This window comes from Mesorhizobium sangaii, from assembly GCF_014207355.1.
Taxonomy (GTDB): Bacteria; Pseudomonadota; Alphaproteobacteria; order Rhizobiales; family Rhizobiaceae; genus Mesorhizobium; species Mesorhizobium sangaii.
In genome coordinates this window covers 135,405-154,894 of the sequence record NZ_JACHEF010000005.1, presented here as the reverse complement: position 1 = coordinate 154,894, position 19,490 = coordinate 135,405, and the positions used below count along the sequence as shown (strand labels likewise).

Below are 19,490 nucleotides of genomic sequence, written 5' to 3'. Positions count from 1 at the left end.
CAAACCCCTCTATCAGTGTCCGCGCGTCGCGGCGATCTCGGCGCCGTAGCGCATCTCGAGAAGTGTTTTCAAGACCAGCGTGACGAGCGCCAGGCCCGCAAGCAATGAAGCGACGGCAAAGGCGCCGACGGCGTTGTACTCGTTATAGAGGATTTCGACATGCAGCGGCATGGTGTTGGTCAGGCCGCGTATGTGCCCCGACACCACCGACACCGCGCCGAACTCGCCCATGGCACGCGCGTTGCACAGAAGCACGCCGTAGAGCAGCCCCCATTTGACGTTGGGCAAGGTCACGTACCAGAAGGTCTGCCAGCCATTGGCGCCGAGCGACAGGGCTGCCTCCTCGTCGCCATTGCCCTGTTCCTGCATCAGCGGGATCAGTTCGCGGGCGACGAAGGGAAAGGTGACGAAGACGGTGGCCAGCACGATGCCCGGCACGGCAAACAGGATGACGATGCCATGCGCCTTCAGCCAGCCGCCGAGCAGCCCCTGGGCGCCGAACAAAAGCACATAGACCAGGCCCGATATGACCGGCGAGACCGAGAAGGGCAGGTCGATCAGCGTGGTCAGGAAGGCCTTGCCCTTGAACTCGAACTTGGCGATCGCCCAGGCGGCGGAGATGCCGAAGACGATGTTGAGCGGCACCGAGATCGCGGCGACAAGCAGCGTCAGCCGGATCGCCGAGCGCGCGTCGGGATCGCTCAGCGATTGCGTATAGGCGCCGACGCCTTTCGCCAGCGCCTCGTTGAAGACGATGATCAGCGGCAACAGCAGGAAGATGCCGAGGAAGGTGAAGGCAACTGCCATCAGCGCCAGCCGCGCCGGGCGGCTTTCCGTGACCGCCGCCGACTGGCTCTCGTGATGCGGCTCATAGGATTTGATCTCGGGATCAGCCATAGCGCTTGCGGCTCCATGCCTGCACGAGATTGACGACCAGCAGCATGACGAACGACAGAGCGAGCATGATCGCCGCGATCGCGGTCGCCGCCGGGTAATTGTATTCCTCCAGCCGGATGACGATCAGCAGCGGCGCGATCTCGGATTTGTAAGGCAGGTTGCCGGCTATGAAGATGACCGAGCCGTATTCGCCGACGCCGCGCGCGAAGGCCAGCGAAAAGCCGGTGACTATGGCCGGCGCCAGCCCCGGAAACAGGATGCGGGTGATGATCTGGAAGCGGCTGGCGCCAAGCGTGGCGGCAGCTTCTTCAACTTCCTTGTCGATCTCTTCCATGATCGGCTGCACTGTACGCACGACGAAGGGCAGGCCGATGAAGACCAGTGCGATGACGATGCCGAGCGGCGTATAGGCGACCTTGATGCCGAGAGGCATCAGCAATTTGCCGATCCAGCCGTTCGGCGCGTAGAGCGTGGTCAGCGCGATGCCGGCCACCGCTGTCGGCAGCGCGAACGGCAGGTCAACCATGGCATCGACGATGCGGCGGCCGGGAAAGCGGTAGCGCACCAGCACCCAGGCGACCAGCGTGCCAAAGACGACATTGACGGCAGCCGCGATGAAGGCGGTGCCGAAGCTGATTTCCAGCGCCTTGATGGTGCGGCGATCGGTGGCGATGGCCCAGAATTCAGGCCAGCCAAGGGCGGCGGACCGCCAGAGCAGCCCGGACAGCGGGATGAGGATGATGAGGGTGAGGTAGGCAAGCGAGAAGCCGAGCGTCAGTCCGAAACCCGGAATGACACTCGGCTGTCTGAACCGCCACCCCGCCTGCGCGGGTGCTGTGGTCATATCGTCCTGATCTAGATCTAGCTCACTGGGCCGGCTTGTAGATCTGGTCGAATATACCACCGTCGCCGAAATGATAAGGCTGTGCTTTCTTCCAGCCGCCAAAAAGCGGATCGTCGATGGAGATCAGCTTGATATCGGGTGTCTTCGGAAGATCAGCCGGAGCCACAAGGTCAGGCTTGGCCGGACGATAGTGGTTCTTGGCAATGATTGTCTGGCCTTCCTTGGAATAGAGCCAGCCCAGATAGGCTTCGGCGACCTTACGCGTGCCCTTGGCGTCGACATTGGCGTCGACAACCGCCACCGGCGGCTCGGCCAGGATCGATGTCGGGGGATAGACGATGTCGAAATTGTCAGCGCCGAATTCGTCGAGCGCCAGGTAGGCATCGTTTTCCCAGCCAATCAGCACGTCGCCGATGCCCTTTTGCGCAAAGGTCACGGTCGAGCCGCGAGCGCCGGTGTCGAGCACCGGGGCATTGGCGTAGAGCTTGCCGACGAATTCCTTGGTCTTCGCCTCGTCGCCGCCGTCATTGGCGTTGGCGTAGGCCCAGGCCGCGAGATAGTTCCAGCGCGCGCCGCCGGAGGTCTTGGGATTGGGCGTGATCACCTGGGTGCCGTCCTTGACCAGGTCGTTCCAGTCGTGAATGCCCTTGGGATTACCCTTGCGGACAAGGAAGATGATGGTCGAGGTGTAAGGCGCTGAATTGTTTTCGAATTTGGTGCGCCAGTCGGGATTGATCTTCTTCGACTTGGAGACGATGGCGTTGATGTCGCCTTCGAGCGCCAGCGTCACCACATCGGCGTCGAGGCCATCGATTACGGCGCGGGCCTGGGCGCCCGATCCGCCATGCGACTGCTGGATGGTGACCGTCTCGCCGGTCTCGGCTTTCCAATGCGCCGCGAAGGCTTCGTCATAGGCCTTGTAGAGCTCGCGTGTCGGATCGTAGGACACGTTGAGGATCGTGGTGTCGGCAAACGCGAAACCGAGCGTGCCGAACTGGACAGATGTGGCGACCAGTGCGCCGAGCAGTTTCCTGAAATGAGGTTTGGTCATTTCTGCCTCCGTTGAACCGGCGCCAAATCTACCGAATTGATAGAATTTAGATGCATTCAATGTTGCCTTTTTTGCCCTCCTGAAGAAAATATTCGACGATATTTCGGCGTGTGGAGAAATTTCTTCCTCTTGGCTGCGCTGAGCGAACTCCGAGCCTGCCTGACGTTTAATCTAGGCTTTGGACCGGCCGGGACAAGGACTTCGCAGGCCGAGCCCGATTCGCTCAACCTTCGCTGTCGATGGTGATCAGCGAAGCCATGTTCGCGCTGTTGAGCGGCACCGACGAGGGACAGCGACAGCCAGCAATGACGGCGACGTCGAACAACTCGGTGATGTGTCCCTTCAACTCGATCCACTCGGCTATACCGCCGGTATGCAGGTCGATGATGTAGAGCGCGCAGCGCGGCTCGGCGTCGCGCGTCTGCAGATTGTCCTGCAGCGGTAGGTCCTTGAACAGGCCGTCGCGCGGCAACGACGTGGTGACGATGGCAAAGCGGCCGTGAAAGCTCAGGCCGCGCAGGAAGCCGGGGCAGAAGGCGATGTTCTGCCGCTGTCCGGTTGCTGGATCGACACGGACCAGGATGCCGCGGCCGGAATCCAGTACCCACAGCGCACCGTCATGGACGCGCGGCGAATGCGGCATCGACAGATCGTCGACCACCACTTTGTCCTCGGTGATGTCGATGATCATGCCGCCTTCCCAGCGGCGGTCGCGCCAGCCGCCGACCGAGTCCGACCGGCTGATCGCGCTGACATAGCGGGCCCGCCCGTTCTGCATGGCGAGGCCGTTGAGATGGCAACGGTCCTCCGGCACCAGCTTGCTGATGAAAGAGGGCTTCCACAACGGCCGGAAGGAATGCGTCGGGCTCAGCGTCGCCAGGCAAGAGAACTTGGTGTTGATGAAGACGATCTGGCCATCTTCGCGGACGGCCAGCTCATGGATGTCGAGATCGCCCGTGTAAGAAGCGGCGCGCGGCATGTACATGCGGTCGTAGATGGCGTTAGCGACCTGGTCAGGCCCGAGGATGTTTTCCAGCCGCCACACTGCCGTGTCGGAGGCCAGGATGATGCGCTGCCCGGCAACGGTCACGCCCATGGCCCTTACAAAACTGGTCTGGTGGATCGAGGCCTTCCTGTCGCCGGTGAGACCGACCAGGAACAGCTGTCCGGTCTGGTAGGAGGTGAAGGCCAACGAGCACTGCGCCGTCTCCATCCAGTTGATGAAGCCGCGCGACAGCGAGATGTTGGTCTGCTGTTCGGCCAGGCCGGCAGGCGGGGTTTCAGCCGGTTTCGCAGGAACCTCGTCGGTGGCCTTGGATGTGCTCACGCTTGCTCCATGGGTGGACCCAGAGCGGTTCATCGTTTCACGGAACCGCAGAACCGCTCTATCTCTTTGTTTTTGACGCAATTCCGGACGGAAAACCGTTTCACACTTTTCCTGGAGTTGCTCCAGTCATGACTACGCCGGCCGCGAGGGCCGGCGCAAGAAGTTCAGACGCAATCCGCTGGACTACGAGCCGTAACGGAGTGCCGCGCCAATGGAGCCGGCGCTGTAGCTGTCGCCGAAGCGGACGCTGCCGCGGACCACGCCGGACCAGTTGCTGGCGCTGGCCACGTTCACGCCGACGCCGACCTCGCCGAATGTGCCGTTGCCGGCACTGTCGGTGGCCGAGAAGGCGCTGCCGGGGAAGTTGATGTCGACGGCGTTGCCGTCGCCGAAATGGTTCCAGACACTCAGCGTCAGGTCGGGGCTGACAGTCATGCCGTTCATCTGCATATCGGTGCCGATGCGCACGCCGATCTTGGCGCGGCCGCTGCTGCCGTTCTGGAAGTCGATGTCGCCGCCGAACAGCGAGACCGAATCCATATTGGTGCGGACCCACTCCAGGCTGGCCTGCGGCTCGACGAAGCCCCAGCCCATGGCGACGCGGTAACCTGCGTCGAGGCGTGCGCCGATATTGGTGGCGTTGGTGGTTGCCTTGCCGCCGACGTCGTTGATGTCGACATCGAGGAAGTCTGCCTTGACGAGGCCGTCGAGGTAGAAGCCACCGTTAAGGTAGGTAGCATAGGCGCCGACCGTCCCGCCCTTGTAGTTCCAGCTGTCGTCTGTGGCGGTGAAGTCGAGCCTGGAGGTGACGTAGCCGCCCATGACACCGAACAGCATATCGCCGCCGGCGATACCTTCGAGCCCCATGTCGATGCCGCCGACGAAGGCACTGGTGCGCTGCTTGCGATCGAGGTTGAGGGTCTCGGCCTGCTGCGAGACCGGATCGGTGAAGCCTACGCTGCTGTCGCGATTAGACCAATCGCCGGACGCCCGCGCCCAGAGGCCGCCCATGCGCGCGGCGAGTTTGTCCTCCGGCAAATCCGCGTTGTGGACGCCGCTTTCCTGGGTGCGCAGATCCGCCATGCGGTCCTGCCAGAAGCCGGTCGTGTCCAGCCACACATCCTGTGCTCCGGTCACGCCGGCAGGCAGTTCGAAACCGGCATTGTCAAGCCCGATGGAACGCAGGCCGTGTGTGTTGCCCTGCAGGAACAGGCCGTAGGTGAAGAAGCCGGCATTGACGGGACCAGCCAGATCGAAATCGCTGTCGGCGGTTGTTCCGGTCACCGTGACCACGGGAATGAAGACCGCCGGCGCGCCGGCGCCGACGACATTCACGACCAAATCGGTATGACCGGACGAGTTGCCGCCGATCGTCAGAGTATCGGCGACGCCGGTGGTAAAGTTGGCGTCGACGCCGAGCTTCGAATTGCCTTGGCCGGTGAAATTGCCGCTCGTGGTTAGTCTGTCGCCTGCCACGCCATCGATCATCGTTGTCAGGCCGGCTCCGGAGCCCGGGCTGCCGTTGACGAAGTTTTCGAGGCCGATGAAGCTGACAGTGCCCGGTGAAGACCCGAAGAAGCTGCCTGATGCGTAGAGGGTGCCGCCATTGTTTAGCGCATCGGCCCCGGCGCCGAACTTGCTGTCGGTGAATGCCCTGAAGATGCCGGCGTCGTTGACGTTCATGATATTTCCGGCGTCGCTCAATTCGACCCGGCCGGCAATCACGCCGGCATCGTCGATCCTGGTTGTGCCCACGGTCGACTTTGATGGCCAGGCTGTTGTTGGCGCCGACAAAGCCGGACGTGCCGATGGTGACCGTGGAGCCGCCGCTCGAATTGACCTGCAGGCCGCCGACCTGGCCGTGAATCTTGCCATCGTTGGTGACGAGCACCGTGCTCGACGCGCCGGTTGCGCCGGCGATTGCGCCGAAACCCACGCTGCTGAACAGTTCCGCATTGTTTCCGGTGTTGGCGATGACGATGTTGCTGCCGCTGCCGCTCGTGTAGGCAGCCAGCCCGGCAACGCCGCCCTTGGCATTGACGAATGCCGTATTGGCGGCGGTAACGCTGCTGTTGTTGCCACTGGACTTGGCATAGAGGCCTTCGCCGGCCGTCGAGACGATGTCGCCACTGTTGGTGACGCTGATGGTGCCTCCGGTTCCGTAAGTGCCGGCGGCAATGCCCTTGCCCCCCGATTTGATGACGGCGGCATTGGCAATGCTGATCGAGCCGCCATCGTCGGGATTGGAATTACCCGGGTCGGACGGATCCTTGTTGCCGGCCCGTGCAAAGATGCCCGACGCATAGTTGCCTGTCGTGGTTATCGTGCCGCCAGCCTTGTTGCTGATGACGATGCTGCCGTTGCTGGTGGCCGGGAAAAGGGGCCCTTGGCAGCTGCAGGTGCCATACAGGTTGGCGATCGCGGTGATGCCGTTCGCACCGACGCCGATGGTTGTGATCGCGCCACTGTTGGTGACGCTGATCTGGCTGTTGTCGCCATTGACATTGGCGGCGATGCCGGACGAACGACCGTTCGTCGAGGTGCTGTCGCCGGTCTTGATGGCGCCGCTGTTGTCGACAGTAACAATGCCGCCGTCGCCGTAGGACTGGGCGAAGATGCCTTCGGAATTGGCGGCGGTGGTGATGCTGGCGCTGTTGGTGACCGAAATGTGCACGTTGCTGGCCGAGGAATAGGTGCCCATGGCCTGGATGCCCGTCGCGTTAGGACCGCCGGCAGTCGTGTCGATGGCGCCGGTGTTGGAGATATCGATGGCTATGTCGCTGCCAATGGCAACAGCCAGGATGCCGTAGGAACCGTTCTCGCCTAGTTTTCCGGCTGTGATCGTGGCCGAGTTCGAAACCGTTAGGGCGCCGCCATTGCCATAGGTGATGGCAGCGATGCCGGTGTGGCCCGAATTTATCGTGGCGGCATTGGTAATGGTGATGGTGCCGCCATTGTCGGGGTCGGTATTGCCGTTGCTACCTGCCAGCGCGAAGATGCCGAACGTACCGGTGCTGGTGTCGATGGTGCCGCCGGCCTTGTTGTCGATGACAATGCTGTCGCCGCTGCTGCCATAGGAAATGGCGACCGCCGTAATGCCATTCGCGTTCGGGTCCGTGGTTGTGATCGCCCCGCTGTTGGTGACGCTGATCTGGCTGCTGTCGCCGTAGACGTTGGCGACGATACCGAGCGAGCCGGCATTGATGGCGCCGCTGTTGTCGATGGTGACCGTGGCGCCGGTGCCATAGGAGCGGGCGAGGATGCCCTCGAAGTAGGTGCCAGTGGTGATGCTGGCTGTGTTGTTTACTGAAATGTGCGCATTGCTGGAGTCGTAGTAGCCGGCCGTGGCCTCGATGCCGACAGACCGGTGACCGCCGGCGGTCGTGTCGATGGCACCACTGTTGGTGATGGTGATGGTCGCGTCACTGCCGTAGGCGACAGCCATGATGCCGTCGGAGACATTGGCGCCGCTGGTGCCGGCCGTGATGTTGCCCTTATTGTCGATGGTAATGTTGCCGCCTGCGCCGTTGGTGAAACTGGCGATGCCGATATTGCCGGCACTGACGGTGGCTGCATTGGTGATCTTGACCGTGCCACCATTGTCCGGATTGCCGGCCTGGGCGAGGATGCCATTGGCGCCGGCGCCCGTCGCGATGATGGCTGCCTTGTTGTCGATGACGATGCTGCCGTTGTTGCCATAGTAATGGTTGGCGATCGCCGAGATATCCGAAGCGGTGTCGCCGATCGTGTTGATGGCGCCACTGTTGGTGATGTTGATCTGGCTGTTGTCGCCGTCGACGGTGGCGAGGATGCCGGACGATGTGCCGCTCTGGGAGGCACTGGCGCCGGTCTGGATGGCGCCGCTGTTGTCGATGGTCACGACGTTGTTGGAACCGTAGCTGGCGTTGGCATAGATGCCCTCGGCGTTGGGGCCAGAGGTCAGCTTGCCTGAATTGGTGATGGTGATGTGGGTGTCGCTGCTGAAAACGGTGCCGCTCGTGGCGGCGTCGGTCGCCTTGATGCTGTCGCTGTAGGAGTTGATGGTGCCGGTGTTGTTGATGGTGATGTCAGCGCCAATGCCGTTGGTGCCGGCATAGATACCGCGCGCGCCGGTAGACTGCGAGAAAGTCGGCCCCGGAATGAGTGAAGTCGAAGTCGTGGTCAGCAGCCCGCTGTTGGTGATGTCGACGATGTTGCCATTGCCGGTCGTCACAATGCCGATGGCGTTGTCGCCAGCCACGCTTGCCGTGCGTGCAACAGTGTTGGTGCACGAAATCGGCGTTGCCGCAGCGTTGACCGTGATCGGCGAGGGCGAGGCCGGCTGCGTGCAGTTTGCTGCAAATGAAGGGGAGGCGGAGAGCGCCGCCAGCGTCGAGCCGAGCGCCGTGCCCAAAAGCAGCGAGCGGCGACGCTTTGGACATAGTTGAACGACGTCGCGCACGAACACGACGTCAAAACCCGACGTAAAACCCATTGGAAGCCCTCCAGCGGCCATGCGTATCCTTGCGGAAGGGAATTGCAATTCGAGACTGCGCGATTTCAGGGCGATCGTTAGTGACGGGCAATTTAAGTTGTATTTATACAACAACTTGAAGTATCAGTTCGCTGAACAGCAGTTCCGCCGGTTTGGTGGCTGTCTCACCTGGCGGTCACGGGAAAGTCGAATCGCTGCTTGGCGAACGGTTCATTTGCCAGCGTGAAATGCCACCACTCGCGGGCATAGTTTTTGAAGCCGCCGGTGCGCATGACATCGAGAAGCATCTTGCGGTTTAGCGCGGCTTCGCCGGCGAGGCCGCGGTGGGCGGTTTCGCTCATCGGGTCAAAGCAGTCGAAGCCGCTGCCGAAATCGAGCGTGTCGGCGTCGAGGGCGCCGCAGGCCGGTTTCGGCGTGGATCTGCTGTCGGCTCGCGCGATGGCGACATCGACCGTCGAGCCGCGAGAATGGCTGGACAGTTCTCCGACATAGCCCTTGGCGATGAGGTCGCCGCGCTTGACCCGCGGATACCATTGCGGATCGGGCGGCCCGCCCTCTCGCGTCCATTCCCCCATGTCGGCGACGGCAAGGGCAGGGCGGTAGCAATCGAACACGACCAGCGTCAGGCCGTTGGCGGCAATCGCCTTCTGGACGCCGGAAAGCGCCTTGGCCGCCTGCTCGGTGAGTATGCAGGCCGGCGCTTCATAGCCGTTCACCTTGCGACGCAGGAAATTGCCCGATCCGGCGTAGCGGATGTCCTGGCGGATCGAAGGGTCGATGTCGGCGAGGCGAACAAAGCCGGTGGGCAGGGTGTCGGCATGTGCCGGCAGAGCGAAAGCCGCGACCATCAGCGCGCAAAAGCCAATGCGCTGAATCGCATGGCGCATTCTATTCAAGGAACGCTTTCACTCGACGAACACTTTCACGCTGGCTGCGCGCCCAGCGGCATCGATCACGGTCAGGGTCGAATAGCCGGCGCCGTCCGGCTGCCAGGTTGCGGTGCGGCGGCGGTCGATGCCGGTCAGCGGCTTGCCGTTGGCCAGCCAGCGGAACGGCGCGCGGCCGCCTTGCAGCTTCAGCACCAGCGGCGAGGCATCGGCCGAGTTGGTGCCGCGGTCGACGCGGGCGCCGTCCGGCGGAAAGATGATGGTCGGCGCGGGTTCGGTCGGTGTCGCCTGCACCAGGCCGTCCGAACCGGTGCCGAAGCGGGCGAGTGTCATCGGCAGGTCCTCGCGTTTGGGGCTGAAGACGCCGGGCGGCTTGTCGGGCAAAGGCACGGTGACCAGACCCGAACGGACAAAGCCCTCGAACAGGATGGGGGCGGCCGAGACATAGCCGGAGAGGCCGGGAACCGCGCCGGCGTCGGCACGGCCGACCCAGACGCCCAGCACGTAGCGGCCGTCGAAGCCGACCGACCAGGCGTCGCGGTAGCCGTAAGAGGTGCCGGTCTTGTAGGCGATGCCGCGTTGCAAGGCACCTTCGGGCGGCTTGACGCCCGACAGGATGTCGATGATCTGCCAGTTGGCCTGACCGTCGAGGATGGTGGCGGTGTTGCGCTCGGCATTGGCCGGCTCGGTGCCGTCATGCAGCGTGTGCGTCTTGCCGCCGTTGGCTAGGCCTGTGTAGAGCTGGACGAGATCGCGCAGCGACACACCGACGCCGCCGAGGCCGATGGCCAGGCCCGGCGCCTCGTTGACGGGCAGCATGGGGCTCACCCCAGCCTGCCGGAAGCGCGCCATCAGCCGCGTTGGCCCGACCGCGTCGAGCACGCGGATCGCCGGCACGTTGAGCGACAGCTGCAGCGCCTGGCGGATACTGACGTCGCCCTGGTAGCCCATGTCGAAATTCTTCGGCCGGTAGCCGGAGAAATCGACCGGGCTGTCGTCAATCAGCGTTTCCTGTGCCACCAGCCCCTGTTCGAAGGCAAGCCCATAGATGAACGGCTTCAGCGTCGAGCCGGGCGAGCGGACGATCTTGGTCATGTCGATCCAGCCGGAGCGGCTGGCATCGAAAAAATTGGCGGAGCCGACCTCGCCGAGAATATCGCCAGTGCGGGCGTCGGCCAGCACCATGGCAACGGAGAGGCGAGGCCCAAGCTTGGTGGCGGCGTCCCTGGCCACCTGCTCCAGCCCTTCCTGGACGCTCTTGCGGATCGTCAGTTGCAAGGGTTGGCCGGGGACGGCCTTGGGCAGCATCGCATAGGCGGCGTGCGCGGCGAGCGCCGGCAAGGTGCGGCGCAGGCCCGACACATCGTCGAGAGCCGCGCGCGCGGCCTCGCGCTCGCCGAGCAGGCCGGCTGACACCATGCGGGTCAGCACCCGGTCGCGCGCGGCATGGGCGATCTGCAGATTGCGGTCGGGCCGGCGCTTTTCCGGCAACTGCGGCAAGGCAACGAGCAGGGCGGCTTCGGAAACGGTGAGCCGCTTCGGCTCCTTGCCGAAATAGGCCAGCGAGGCGGCGCGCACGCCTTCCAGATTGCCGCCATAGGGCGCCAGGGTCAGGTAGCGTTCGAGGATCTCGCGCTTGGACAGCCGGCGCTCGATCTGGATGGCGCGCAGCATCTGCTTGATCTTGGAGCCGAGGCTGCGGCTTTCGCGCGGCTCGATCAGCCGGGCGAGCTGCATCGACAGGGTCGAGCCGCCGGAGACGATATGGCCGCTGGTGGCGAACTGGCCGGCGGCGCGCGCCAGCGCCAGCACGTCGACGCCCTCATGGTCCCAGAAGCGCTTGTCCTCATAGGTGACCAGCATGTCTACGAACGGCTTGTCGACCTGGTCGAGCCTGGTTTCGAGCCGCCAATAGCCGTCAGGGGTGGCGAAGGCGCGCAACAGCTGGCCGTCGCGGTCCTGGACTTCCGTCGAGACCGTGAGCTTGGCCGGCAGTGGGGGCGGAAAGGCGCGGTCGAGTTCCCAGAGGGAGGCGGTGGCGATTGCTAAGAAGCCGACGAGGGAGGCGGCGGCAATTGCGGAGCGGTGAACGAGTTTTCTTGAGAGCATTGCGCCGCCCCTCATTGCCCTTCCGGGCATTTCTCCCCGTATAGAAACGGGGAGAAAGGAGCCTGCGCAGAGGCTTTCGCCAATTTCCAACATTGCAGAACAGGTGCCGACGATCGCGGCAGTCCCCCTCTCCCCGTCACTATACGGGGAGAAGGTGCCGGCAGGCGGATGAGGGGCAGCGCTGTCGCCATGTTCATGATCGCCATCATCGACGCCTTACGGCGCCTTGACCTCCATCATGCCGGTGGCGGTGCGGGCCGAATACTGCGGCCGGTACATATCCTCCACCGTTGCCGCCGGATGGGCGTAGGTGCCCGGCGTCACCGCGCGCACGACATAGGCAAGCGTGATGTTGCGGTCGCCGTCGCCCTCATTGGGGTTGAACGCAGCGACGAAACGGTCGTCGCGGAATTCGAGATGGGCGGCGTCGGTCTGGGCGAGCCAGGAGAAGTTCGACAATTGCGCACTGGAGACCAGGCCTGGATTGTCGATCTCGAAGCCTGCCGGCAACAAGTCGGTGATCAAGAGGCGCGAAGGCCAGTTGTTCTGCTCGTAGATCTTGAGCACAACGACGTAGCGTTCGTTCTGCGTCGCCTCGGTGACGTTGGCTTCGGTGCCATCGAGCTTGTAGTAGGTTCGGCCGATGGTGAAGCCGTCGCCGCTGGCCGGCAACGGCTGGATCGGCGACGCCACGGTGGTGACGACGGCCTGCAGCGGGGTCTTGCCGGTGTTGGCGATGGCGAGCGGGCTGTCGACCAGGTCGCTGCCGTTGATCTGGTTGGAATAACCGCCAGAATGCGGCGCGCCATTGACGGTCAGCGTGATCGAATCATTGCCTTCCTTCAATGCGCGGGCCGCCAGCAGCATCCAGGATTCGTCCTGGGTGGTGGTCCAATCGGCTTCGGCGCGTTCCTTCGTCACCAGCTTGATAAGCTCCGGCACGATCGTTGGCACCGGCTTCGATTCCGCCGCCAGTGCCAGCATCGCCGCGCCGTCACGGAGCGGCGAGCCATAGTCGGAGCGGTAGTAGTCATAGTCGGTTGTTGCCTTGGCGAGCTGCAGCGCGGTCTTGAACGTCGCTTCACCGCGCGGCGTGTCGCCGTAGAGCGCCAGGCTCGCCGCCAGCTGGGCAACCGCCATCGGGCTCGAGAAGGCTTCGAGCTGGGTATCGGCATAGTAGCGCAGGTCGCCGATCGAGGCCTTCTTGTTGCGGGCCAGGACGTAGAGGGCGTAGGCGATCTCGCTGCCACGGTCCTGTACGCTTTGATCGTAGCCGAGCGAGTTCTGCAGGTTGCTCAGCGCCTGGTTCATGGCCAGGCTCGGCACGTCGTATTTCTGCTCGCGCGCCCTGGTCAGGAAGTCGGTGACATAGGCGTCGAGCCAGAGGTCGCCGGAGCCCGGGCCCCACAGGCCGAAGCTGCCGGCAGAGGCCTGGTAGCTCAGAACCTTGTAGATGGCGTCCTGGATGCGGCCGTGCAGGTCAGGGTCACTGGCCATGCCGATGCCGGACGCCAATTCATTGACGTAGAGAAGCGGCATGGCGCGGCTGGTGGTCTGCTCGGCGCAACCGTAGGGGTAGCGGTCGAGCGTCATCAAAAGCGAGGGTACGTCGAAGGCTGCCGCCTGCGAAACGCCGACGCTGACGGAAGCGCCGTCGAGCAGGCTTGCCGCCAGGAGTTCCTTGTCGACGCGCAGTGCGCCTCCATTGCCCTTGAGGTCGACGACCAGGCGGGTGGTGACCGGCAATTGCGCCGGCCGCACCGGCACGTACAGCGTCTGCTCGACAGCGGTGCCGTCGGCATGGGCAAGCTTGATGATGATCGAGGCATTGCCCGCCGTCTGTGCGATCAGCGGCACGGTCAGTGTCTGCCGCTTGCCCTTGGCCAGCGTCAGCTTCTCAGGCAGAGGCTTGTCGCCGGTCGACAGGTCGCCTGTGGTGTTTATCGACAGCGCATAGTCACCGGCCGGGCCATCGGTGTCGGCGACATCGAGGCGCATGACGGCGGCGTCGCCAGGCGCCAGGAAGCGCGGCAGGCCGGCGGTTATGACCACCGGATCACGCACGATGACGTCGGACTGGGCATGGCCGACCGCTTCCTTGGTCCAGGCGACAGCCATGACGCGCACGGTGCCGTTGAACTGCGGAATGTCGAAGTCGATCCGCGCCTTGCCGTCGGCGTCGAGCTGAACCGGACCAGAGAAGAAGGCGACCAGCTTTTCGGTCGGCGGGCTGCCTTGCGTCTGCATGTTCGCGCCGTCGCCGCCGGTCCTGAGCTTGCCCGTGTTGCCCAGCGAGCCGTCGATCAGGCGGCCGTAGAGGTCGCGGATTTCCATGCCCAGCATGCGCTGGCCAAAGAACCAGTTTTCCGGATCGGGCGCCTTGTAGTTGGTCAGGTTGAGGATGCCGACATCGACGGCGGCAACCATGACATAGGCGTTGCTGCCAGGCTGCACGCCGGCCACCGCGACCGGGATCGACAGCTGCTGGCGCGGCATGGTCTTGTCCGGCGGCGTCAGGGTGATGGCGAGCTTCTTCGAGCCCGGATCGACCTTCAGCCATTTCACGCCGATGGCCCGGGCCGGCATGCGCGATTCCTGCGCGTCGCCAGGCCGGAACAGGGTCGCCGTGACATAGGCGCCGGCGCCCCAGTCGTCACCGACCGGGATGTCGACGGTGCTGCCGCCGGCCGGCACGGTTGCCGTGACGGTCTTCAACAGCTTGTCCGAGCCGATGTTGATCAGGAGTTCGCCGGCAAAATGCGGCGAGACCTTGAGCTTGGCCACTTCGCCGGCGGCATAGGTGTCCTTGTCTAGGCCGATCTCGAGGCCGTCAGGCGTTTCGGTGGTGGTCGAGGAGACGTACCAGCCGGCGTCGAACTCATAGCTGGTCGCTGGTCCCTCGGGATCGGCGGTTTCGACCTCGAGTCGGTACTGGCCCCAGTCGACCGGCACGGAGACCGTTGCGTCGCCGTCGGCGCTGAGGTCCACCTGGCCGTTGGCGATCGACTTGGTGAAGGTGACCGGCTCGTAGTTCCAGGAGTTGTTGGAGCGGTACCACTGGTAATTGCGTTCGACCTTGACCAGCGTCCACTGCGCGCCTTTCAGCGCCTCACGCTTGCCGTCGGGATCGACGGCGATCAGGCTGAACTTCGCCGTGCCGCCTTGCGGCACTTCATTGTCGGCGAAATCCGGGCGGATGCCGATCATATGACCTTGCGGGCGGATGCCGATGTTGAGCGAACGCTCGATGGCGCGGCCACCGGTTTCGCGCATCCTGACCGTCACCTTGGCGTCGACCAGCTTGGTGGTCGAGGGCAGTTGCTCGACAGAGACCGGGAAGGTCGCCTTGCCGTCATCGCCGACCACCGGCAGATCGGTGAGGGGGGTGACCGTGGGTTCGGCCGACTGCTCATCGGCGAGGCCGAAGGAAAAACCCTGGAAACGGTCCCAATCGCGGGACGTCGACAGCGTCAGCTCGCCTTCGAGCGCCAGGCCTGCTGCCGGCGCGCCGTAGAGGAAGCGGCCGTCAATGTTGATGTTGGCGGTTTCGCCCTGCGCGATCTCCTGTTTGTCAGCCTTCAGGTCGAATTCGATGCGATCCGGTACGAAATCCTCGACCAGGAACATCTGGCTGGCGACCGCCGGCTGCTTGGGATCGGTGTAGATCGACACTGACCAGGTGCCGCGCATGGCGTTGGGCTCGAGCGGCAGGTCAACGGCATGGCCGCCGGCCGATGCGCCGTCGCTGACGATGCGGCGGTCCTCGACGCCGTCGGGGCGCGAGAAGATGAAGGTCAGCGGCAGGTTCTCGACCGCCTTGGCAGCGCCGTCGCGGGCAAGGGCGGCGACATGGACATCCTCGCCGGCGCGGTAGATGCCGCGCTCGGTCCAGGCATAGACGTCGAGCGCGCCGGGCGCCGCGCGTCCGGTGACACCGCGGTCGGACAGGTCGAAGCCGGCCCGGCCCATGTCGAGGAAGACGAAATCATTGTCGCCCTGCTTGGCCATCAGCACCGCCGGCACCATGCCGCCGTCGCCACGCGTCAGGCCGGGGTTGAAGACGGCGTGGCCGTCGGCATCCGTGGTCGCGGTGCCGAGAACCTCGTTGTTCCGAGCAACCAGCGTCAGTTCGGCGCCCGATATCGGCTTGGCGCTGCCCAGCGAACGGGCAAAGACATTGAGCCCGTCCTGGCCGGTGTAGGTCGACAGGCCGATGTCGGAGACGACGAACCATTGCGTGGCCATCGAGTTGTAGTCGTCGCTCTTGTCGTTGACGGCCTGGGCGGTCAGCACATAGACGCCGGGCTTGCGTTGCGGCAACGCCTCGTCGACTGGGAAGGAGGTGGTGACCTCCTTGTTCAGATCATTGGCGATGTCGAGCTGGCCTTGCCAGACCGGCTCGCCCATCTGCTCGGAAATGTTGGAGATATCATAGCTGTCGAGCTGGTGGAGGAACTGATAGCCCGAAAGAAGCTGCGCCAGCGAACGGTCGCCGATGCGGTAGAGCTTCATCTCGGCCGCGATCATGTTGACGGTGACAACCGGAATGCCGCGGCGCGCGCCCGCCGGCAGCACGAAGCTGTCGCCGGTGAAGCGGGCCGAGGGCGCCCGGTCCTGCACATAGATCGACAGCACCACGGGGGCGGCAGTCACCTCGCCGATGGCGGCCGGCAGGCCGGCGCGGAAGGTGACCTCGTAATGCTGGCCGTGCTCCAGACCTTCGACGCAGATCTGCTTGTCCTTGGCCTCGACGCCCTTGGGCGGCGCGTTGTCGACGGTGACGAACTGGGCGTAGTCGACGCCGGTCTTGACCAGATCCTCGGAGAATTGTGCGCAGATGCGCGGCGCGCTGGTGTCGGCGTCGACAGTGTGGTCGATGACGCGGAAACCCTTGCGGGCCTTCAGGTCGGCATAGTCGGCCTGGACTGCCGGCGAGGGGACCAGCGCAAGGCTCGCCTCATAGGCCTGCAGCGCTGGCCGGTAGAGGTCGCGCTTGTCGAGGCCGTTGCCGAGCAACGCCAGCACTTCGGCGCGCGTCTTGGCGGTGCGCAGCAGCTTATAGGCGTTGAAGGCGGCCGAGGTGCCGTTTGCCGGCAAAGTGGAAGCCTCGGAGGTGTTGGCGGCAGGCTGCACGGCCAGCGTTTCGCGCGCGAGGTCGAGCCAGAGCTGGCCATCATCGGGCATGACGGACACGGCGCCTTCATATCTCAGCATGGCGGAGCGGTGGTCGCCGGTAAGCACGGACTGTTCGGCGGCATTCGTCAGCGCCGTCAGCCCTTCCGTCGGCTTGACATAGGCCGGACCCAACAGCTTGTTGCGGTATTGCTGGGCCTGATCGGCCATCCAGTTGGGGAAGAAGGCAAGTTCCGGCGGCGCGCCGATGTCGGGGTCGCCATCGATGTTGACGACCTTGCCGGCGACCGCGCCGCTGAACGGCTTCAGCTGATTGTAGTCGGATTTGAGGAAACACCATTTGGCCTTGGTGTTGTAGGTGAAGGCGCGGCAGGCCGGATCACCCAGACATGTCGTCTTGCACTGGTCGAGCGTGACATTCTGGTCGGACCGGAGATCAAATCCGAAATAATCGGAATTGTCCGTTGTCGCGATTCGCCTGGCTTCAGCCGCTTGCGCGACACCACTCCAGGCAAAAAAGAGAAAAATCAGGATCGACAGACCACGGGCCGCGCGCATTGCCATAACACCCTCCCAGACACTGCTGACGTCCAGGCATGATCAAGCATCAGTCAGGCTTGTCAACACAAGGACGCGACAGGGTTCCGCCTGCCAACGGTTTCCTTTCCGGCCGATCACCGGTAGTAGCTCCATAGGACAGGGGATCACGCTTTCTTGCGGCGACGCAGAAGGTGTGAATTCCAAGCCCATCCTATTTCAGACAATTGGATTGTGGCCCCTTTACGAGCGCTTCAGAACTTCATTCCAATTTTAGGTTTTCATTCTAGGTTGTCTTAATGCCGGCGCATGAAGAGCAGATGTCAGGAGGTACCGCGCCAGGGCGTGTGCTTTCGCGCGCCCTGCTTTTGGTCATGATCTGCTCAACCGCGCTTGTCGCCGAGGCCGGAGATGCTGCTGCGTTCGAGCTTTTCGGCATCAAGCTGTGGGGATCGTCGAAGGACGAGGACGCCGACATCGTCGACCCCCTGCGCTATGCCGTCACCATTTCCGCGCCCGATGCCGACAAGGATCTCGTCAAGAAGCTCGAAAATGCCTCGGCCCTGAAAAGTGACGAGGAGCGTCCGGTTTCCGGCTCGCTCGGGCTGATGGCGAAGGCGCGTAGCGACCGTGAACAGCTGGTCGCGGCGCTCTATGCCGATGCCCGCTATGAAGGTGTCGTCACCATCACCATCGACGGCAAGCCGCTCGACGATTTGCCGCCCGATGCCGAATTCAAGGGCCCGCAGCCGGTCCCGGTGGTCATCGATATCGCCAGCGGGCCGAAATTCACTCTCGGCAATATCCGGTTGGAGGGTGACGCGGCGGGCTTGATGAGCGCCGATTATGGCCTGATCGCCGGCGGTGACGCCGGATCCGGCGCTGTGCTCAAGGCCGAAGCGCTGATCGTGCGGGCGCTGAAGCAGGAGGGCAGGCCGCTGGCCAAGGTGACTGACCGCCAGATCGTCGCCGACCATGCTACCTCGACGCTCGACGTGACGCTGACGGTCGCCGCCGGGCCGGTCGCCGGCTATGGCGACACCACGGTGGAAGGCACCGAGAAGGTCGATCGCGACTTCACCGAATACATGACCGGCCTCAAGCGCGGCCGGCAATATTCGCCCGACGAGATCAGCGATGCGCGCGACCGGTTGCTGGCGCTCGAGGTGTTCAACAGCGTGACGTTCAAGGAAGCCGACAAGCTCGATGCCGACGGCAACATTCCGATCGGCGTCCAGGTCAGCGAGCGCAAGCCACGCTTTTTCGGTGTCGGCGGCACCTTCTCTAACACCGAGGGCCTCGGCCTGGAAGGTTATTGGGGCCATCGCAACCTGTTTGGCCGGGCCGAAAAGCTGCGCATCGACGGGGCCATCAGCGGTATTGGCAGCAACGACCTCAGCGAGCTCAACTACAATGCCGGAATCATGTTCGAAAAACCGGGCGTGATCGGGCCGGCGTCAAAGTTCTTCGCCAGGTTCAAGACCGTGCTCGAGCATCCGGACGCCTATGACCATTTCTCGGTCAAGGGCAGCACCGGCCTGTCCTACGAACTCACCAAGAAGCAGACGGTTTCGGCGGAAGTGTCGCTCGACTATTCGCGTATCCACGATGCTTTCGGCAAGCACAAATATCTGATCGCCAGCATTCCGCTGCAATATGTCTACGATAACCGTGACAACCGTCTGAACCCGACCGGCGGCTTCCGGATCCTGGCCTATGCCGAGCCGAGCTATGACATTCTGAGCGGTGCGGCATTCCTCAAGCTGAAGGGCGAGGGTTCGGCCTATCAGTCCCTGGATTCGGCTTCGAAGTTCGTGTTGGCCGAGCGTGTCGCCGTCGGCTCGATCGTCGGCACCAGCCTTGAAAATGTACCAGCCGACCGGCGCTTCTATTCCGGCGGCGGCGGTTCGGTGCGCGGCTATGCCTACCAGGGCATCGGTCCCAAGGATTTCACCGGCCAGCCGATCGGCGGTCTGTCCTTCTTCGAGACCTCGGTCGAAATGCGCATCGCCATCACCGATACGATCGGCATCGTGCCGTTTGTCGATGCCGGCACGGTGTCGACCAAATCGGTGCCCAATTTCTCCGACGTCAAGGTCGGCGCTGGTGTCGGCCTGCGCTATGTCACGCCATTCGGGCCGCTGCGCATCGACGCGGCGGTGCCGCTCAATCGCGACCCAGACGATCCGCATTTCGGCATCTATGCCGGCATCGGGCAGGCGTTCTGAGCG

9 protein-coding genes are annotated in these 19,490 nt (G+C 63.7%); 1 reads left to right on the top strand and 8 read right to left on the bottom strand.

Annotation, left to right across the window (positions count from 1 at the left end):
- Positions 1 to 12 precede the first annotated feature (12 nt).
- From cysW to HNQ71_RS23415, 8 genes are all read right to left on the bottom strand, one after another.
- On the bottom strand, positions 13 to 897 hold the full coding sequence (cysW, locus tag HNQ71_RS23450) for a sulfate ABC transporter permease subunit CysW (RefSeq protein WP_184875008.1): 885 nt from the start codon (positions 895 to 897) through the stop codon (positions 13 to 15).
- Positions 890 to 1,741, bottom strand: coding sequence for a sulfate ABC transporter permease subunit CysT (cysT, locus tag HNQ71_RS23445; protein WP_184875007.1), 852 nt, complete (start codon positions 1,739 to 1,741; stop codon positions 890 to 892). Before cysT ends, cysW begins: the two co-directional genes overlap by 8 nt.
- A 22-nt stretch (positions 1,742 to 1,763) precedes the next feature.
- A complete protein-coding gene (locus HNQ71_RS23440) occupies positions 1,764 to 2,792 on the bottom strand; it encodes a sulfate ABC transporter substrate-binding protein (RefSeq protein ID WP_095091463.1) in 1,029 nt (342 codons plus the stop codon).
- 223 nt (positions 2,793 to 3,015) lie between these two features.
- Entirely contained in the window at positions 3,016 to 4,119 is a 1,104-nt protein-coding gene (locus HNQ71_RS23435; protein ID WP_210334018.1) for a TIGR03032 family protein, read from the bottom strand.
- Positions 4,120 to 4,302: 183 nt separating this feature from the next.
- Positions 4,303 to 5,607: an autotransporter outer membrane beta-barrel domain-containing protein gene (locus HNQ71_RS23430; protein ID WP_246461900.1), complete on the bottom strand. Its 1,305-nt coding sequence runs from the start codon at positions 5,605 to 5,607 to the stop codon at positions 4,303 to 4,305.
- A 3,150-nt stretch (positions 5,608 to 8,757) separates the two neighbouring features.
- Positions 8,758 to 9,480 carry a M15 family metallopeptidase gene (locus tag HNQ71_RS23425; protein WP_184875004.1) on the bottom strand — a complete coding sequence of 241 codons (723 nt, stop codon included), beginning with the start codon at positions 9,478 to 9,480 and terminating at the stop codon, positions 8,758 to 8,760.
- 18 nt (positions 9,481 to 9,498) lie between these two features.
- Positions 9,499 to 11,589, bottom strand: coding sequence for a penicillin-binding protein 1C (gene pbpC / locus HNQ71_RS23420; protein ID WP_184875003.1), 2,091 nt, complete (start codon positions 11,587 to 11,589; stop codon positions 9,499 to 9,501).
- A gap of 216 nt (positions 11,590 to 11,805) precedes the next feature.
- Complete coding sequence (locus tag HNQ71_RS23415; protein ID WP_184875002.1) at positions 11,806 to 17,286, bottom strand: alpha-2-macroglobulin family protein; 5,481 nt, start codon at positions 17,284 to 17,286, stop codon at positions 11,806 to 11,808.
- 272 nt (positions 17,287 to 17,558) lie between these two features.
- Here HNQ71_RS23415 and HNQ71_RS23410 point away from each other — a divergent pair, with 272 nt between their 5' ends.
- The gene (locus HNQ71_RS23410; RefSeq protein WP_184875001.1) at positions 17,559 to 19,487 is read left to right on the top strand and encodes an autotransporter assembly complex protein TamA; all 1,929 of its coding nucleotides are present in this window, start codon (positions 17,559 to 17,561) and stop codon (positions 19,485 to 19,487) included.
- Positions 19,488 to 19,490: the final 3 nt, after the last annotated feature.